The following is a 4217-nucleotide window of genomic DNA, read 5'->3' as shown; positions in this document are numbered from 1 at the left end:
CACCGTCGGTGGGCGCCCCTCACGCATGTGCCGTCGGGCGATCAGCCCATGAACTTCTTGAACTCGTCCGGCAGCTCGAAGTTCTTGTCTTCCTGCGCCGGCAGACCGAACGCGCCGCCCTGCACCGCCGCCTGCTCGCGACGGGCCGCCGCGGCCTGCTCCTCGGCCTTGCGCTTCATCGGGTTGCCGCTCTTGCGCTTGCCCTTGGCCTGCTTGACCTGCTTCTTCTGCCGGCCGGGACCGCCGCCCATGCCCGGCATCCCGGGCATCCCCGGCATGCCGCCGCCCTGCGCCATCTTCGACATCATCTTGCGCGCGTCGAAGAACCGCTCCACCAGGTTCTTCACCGCGCTGACCTCGACACCGGAGCCCTTCGCGATCCGGGCCCGGCGCGAACCATTGATGATCGTCGGCTCGGCGCGCTCCTTCGGGGTCATCGACTTGATGATCGCGGCGGTACGGTCCACGTCGCGCTCGTCGATGTTGTTGATCTGGTCCTTGATCTGCCCCATGCCGGGCAGCATCCCGAGCAGCTTGGAGATGGAGCCCATCTTCCTGACCTGCTCCATCTGGGCCAGGAAGTCGTCGAGCGTGAAGTCCTTGCCCTTGCTGGACGCCAGCTTGGAGGCCATTTTGGCGGCCTCTTCCTGGCTGAAGGTCTTCTCCGCCTGCTCGATCAGGGTGAGCAGGTCACCCATGTCGAGGATGCGGGACGCCATGCGGTCGGGGTGGAAGGCGTCGAAGTCCTCGAGCTTCTCACCGTTCGACGCGAACATGATCTGCTTGCCCGTGACGTGGGCGATCGACAGGGCCGCACCACCGCGGGCGTCACCGTCGAGCTTGGAGAGCACCACGCCGTCGAAGCCGACGCCGTCACGGAAGGCCTCGGCGGTGTTGACCGCGTCCTGGCCGATCATCGCGTCGACGACGAAGAGGATCTCGTCGGGGCCGACGGCGTCGCGGATGTCCGCGGCCTGCTGCATCAGCTCCTGGTCGATACCGAGACGGCCGGCGGTGTCGACGATCACGACGTCGTACTGCTTGGACCTGGCGTGCTCGATCGAGTCCTTGGCGACCTGGACCGGGTCGCCGACGCCGTTGCCCGGCTCGGGGGCGTACACCGCCACGCCCGCGCGGTCGGCGACGACGCTGAGCTGGTTGACGGCGTTGGGGCGCTGGAGGTCACAGGCCACGAGCAGCGGGGAGTGGCCCTGGCCCTTGAGCCAGAGGCCGAGCTTTCCGGCGAGGGTGGTCTTACCGGCACCCTGGAGACCCGCGAGCATGATCACGGTGGGCGGGTTCTTGGCGAACCGCAGCCGCCGGGTCTCGCCGCCGAGGATGCCGACGAGCTCCTCGTTGACGATCTTGACGACCTGCTGGGCGGGATTCAGCGCCTGGGAGACCTCGACGCCGCGCGCCCGCTCCTTGACGTTGGCGATGAAGGCGCGGACGACGGGCAGCGCTACATCTGCTTCGAGCAGGGCGATACGGATCTCGCGGGCCGTGGCGTCGATGTCCGCCTCGGACAAGCGGCCCTTGCCCCGGAGGTTCTTGAAAGTCGCGGCAAGGCGGTCGGAGAGAGTATCGAACACGGCGCTCGTCGGTCCTCAGGGTCGGGGGCAAAGTGGATTCGGTACCCCAGGGTATCCGGCTCGGGAGAAACGATGACCCCTGCCGGGAGAAATCCCGGGCAGCGGCCACGGTCACACGACTCCCCGCGGATGCCGGGAGCGGGTCCGCACCGGGCGTGAACGCGGTGGACGCCCGGACCTCCTCCGGCCGACGGGGAGCATTCCCATCATGCGGCGACGGCGTGAACGGCCCCCCACGCCTCACCGCAAGGCATCCTCCAGGGCCTTGACCAGTGCCGCCGCCTCCGCGCCCGGCAGCACCGAGCCGTCCTCACGTGTGACGTAGACCGTATCCACCGCGTTCGCCCCCAGCGTCGACACATGCGCACTGCGTACCCGTACCCCGCTCTGTTCCAGCGCCCGGCCGATCCGGTGCAGCAGCCCGGGGGCGTCCTGGGCCCGTACCTCGATCACCGTCGCGAGCTGTGAGCCGGCCGCCGCGACCGTCACCCTCGGCGGCGGGGCCTTCACCCCGCGTCGCCTCGGGTAGGCCGCCTCGCGTTCGGCGAGGCGGGCGCGGATGTCGAGGGAGCCGTCCAGGGCGCGTACGAGGTCGGCGCGGAGTCGGGAGGCCTGCGGCAGCGAGCCGTATTCGGCCGCGACCCGCCAGCTGAGCAGCAGCACGTCGGCGGCGTCGCCCGCGCCGAGTTCGGTGGGGAGTTCCACGGCACGCAGATCGGCCGCCCGCACGGTGAGGCGGTGCAGGGCGAGGACGCCCGCCGCGGCGGGCAGCACGCCGGGGCGGTCGGGCAGGGCGATGAGGAGTTCGACGCCGACGGGTTCGGGTTCGCCGTCCTCGTTCGGGGTCTCGGCCTGGGCGTGCAGGGCGAGGACGGGTTCACCGGTGCGCAGGGCCTCGATGGCGAGGCGTTCCTGTTCGGCGCTGGGCGCGACGGGTTCCGGTTCTTCCGGGGCCCGGCCGGCGAGCACGGCGGCGACGCGTTCGACGAGGTCGGCGACGAGGGATGCGCGCCAGGTGGACCAGGCGGCGGGCCCGGTGGCGAGTGCGTCGGCCTCGGTGAGGGCGTGCAGCAGTTCCAGGGTGGCGGTGGTGCCCACGGCGGTGGCGACGGAGCGGACGGTCGCCGGGTCCTCGAGGTCGCGTCGGGTGGCGGTCTCGATGAGTAGCAGATGGTGGCGTACGAGGGTGGCGACGACGCCCACGTCGTGCTGGTCGAAGCCGATCCGGGCGGCCATGTCGCGGGCGATGACCTCACCGGCGACGGAGTGGTCGCCGGGCCAGCCCTTGCCGATGTCGTGCAGGAGCGCGGCGACGAGTAGGAGGTCGGGGCGGCCGACGCGGCGGGTGAGGGAGGAGGCGCGTACGGCCGCTTCGACGAGGTGACGGTCGACGGTCCAGGTGTGGACGGGGTTGCGCTGGGGTCGGCAGTGGACGCGTTCCCAGTCGGGGAGCAGTCGGGTGATCAGTCCTTCGGCTTCGAGTGCTTCCCAGACGGGGACGGTCGCCTCGCCCGCGCCGAGGAGGGTGACGAGTTCCTCACGGGCCTCGGCGGGCCAGGGCACCGGCAGTGGGCGTGCGGTGGTGGCGAGGTGGCGTACGACGTGGCGGGAGAGCGGGAGTTCGGACTGGGCGGCCGCGGCGGCGGCGCGCAGGACGAGCACGGGGTCGCGTTCGGGGCGGGCGCTACGGGCGAGGACGACTTCGCCGTCGGCCTCGACGACGCCTTCGGCGAGCGGGGTGCGCTCGGTCGCGGCGGTCCTGCCGCCGCCCAGCATGGCGCGCAGCCTGGGGCGTACGGACCGGGCGCGCAGGACGCGGTGGACCTCGCGCCAGGTGACGTCGGTGGCGTACGAGACGGTGCGGGCTGCCTCGTACACCTGGCGGAGCAGGGCGTCCGCGTCGAGGAGGTCGAGGGCGGTGGCGACCTGGTCCTGGTCCTGGAGGCCGAGGCGGTCGGTGGCGCGTCCGGTGGTGAGGTGGAGGGCGTCGCGGGCGTCGAGGAGGGTGCGGCGGGCTTCGGCGAGGCCTTCGCGGGGGGCGTCGGCGACCCAGGAGGCGGCGACGGCGCGCAGGGCGGTGGCGTCGCGCAGTCCGCCGCGGGCCTCCTTGAGGTCGGGTTCGAGGAGGAACTGGAGCTCGCCCTGGCGCTCGGCGCGTTCCCGGCAGAGTTCGTCGAGGGCGGGGAGGCGTTTGGGGGCCTGGTTGCGCCAGTCGGCGAGGATCGCGGTGCGCAGGGCGGCGACGAGGCCGAGGTCTCCGGCGACGGGGCGGGCGTCGAGCAGTCCGAGCTGGACCTTGAGGTCCTCGCCGGCCGTTCTCCGGGCTTCGGCGGGGGTGCGTACGGAGTGGTCGAGGGCGAGGCCGAGGTCCCAGACGGGGTACCAGATGTGGTCGGCGAGGGAGGCGATGGCTCCGGCGTCGGCGTTGCCGTCGTGCAGGAGCAGGAGATCGAGGTCGCTGCGCGGGGAGAGTTCGCCGCGCCCGTAGCCGCCGACGGCGACGAGGGCGGCGCCGCGGATGCCGGTCTGTTCGGCGGCGGTGGTGAACAGCGCGGTGAGCCAGTCGTCGGTGAGCGCGGCGAGGGCCGCACGGCGCGGCGGCCCGGGCTGCGCCTTCTCCTGGAG

At 72.2% G+C, this 4217-nt stretch carries 2 protein-coding genes; both read right to left on the bottom strand.

Going from position 1 to position 4217, the window contains the following annotated elements; all coding sequences use genetic code 11:
- Positions 1-41 precede the first annotated feature (41 nt).
- Complete coding sequence (gene ffh, locus ACFU8Q_RS39745) at positions 42-1592, bottom strand: signal recognition particle protein (RefSeq protein ID WP_384464594.1); 1551 nt, start codon at positions 1590-1592, stop codon at positions 42-44.
- Between the two features lie 240 nt (positions 1593-1832).
- On the bottom strand, positions 1833-4217 hold a 2385-nt coding region (locus ACFU8Q_RS39740), incomplete at its 5' end, for a [protein-PII] uridylyltransferase (RefSeq protein WP_384464591.1).

Origin of the sequence: Streptomyces sp. NPDC057543, from assembly GCF_042801895.1 — a bacterium.
Taxonomy (GTDB): domain Bacteria; phylum Actinomycetota; class Actinomycetes; order Streptomycetales; family Streptomycetaceae; genus Streptomyces.
This window is presented reverse-complemented; position numbering and strand designations above follow the sequence as displayed.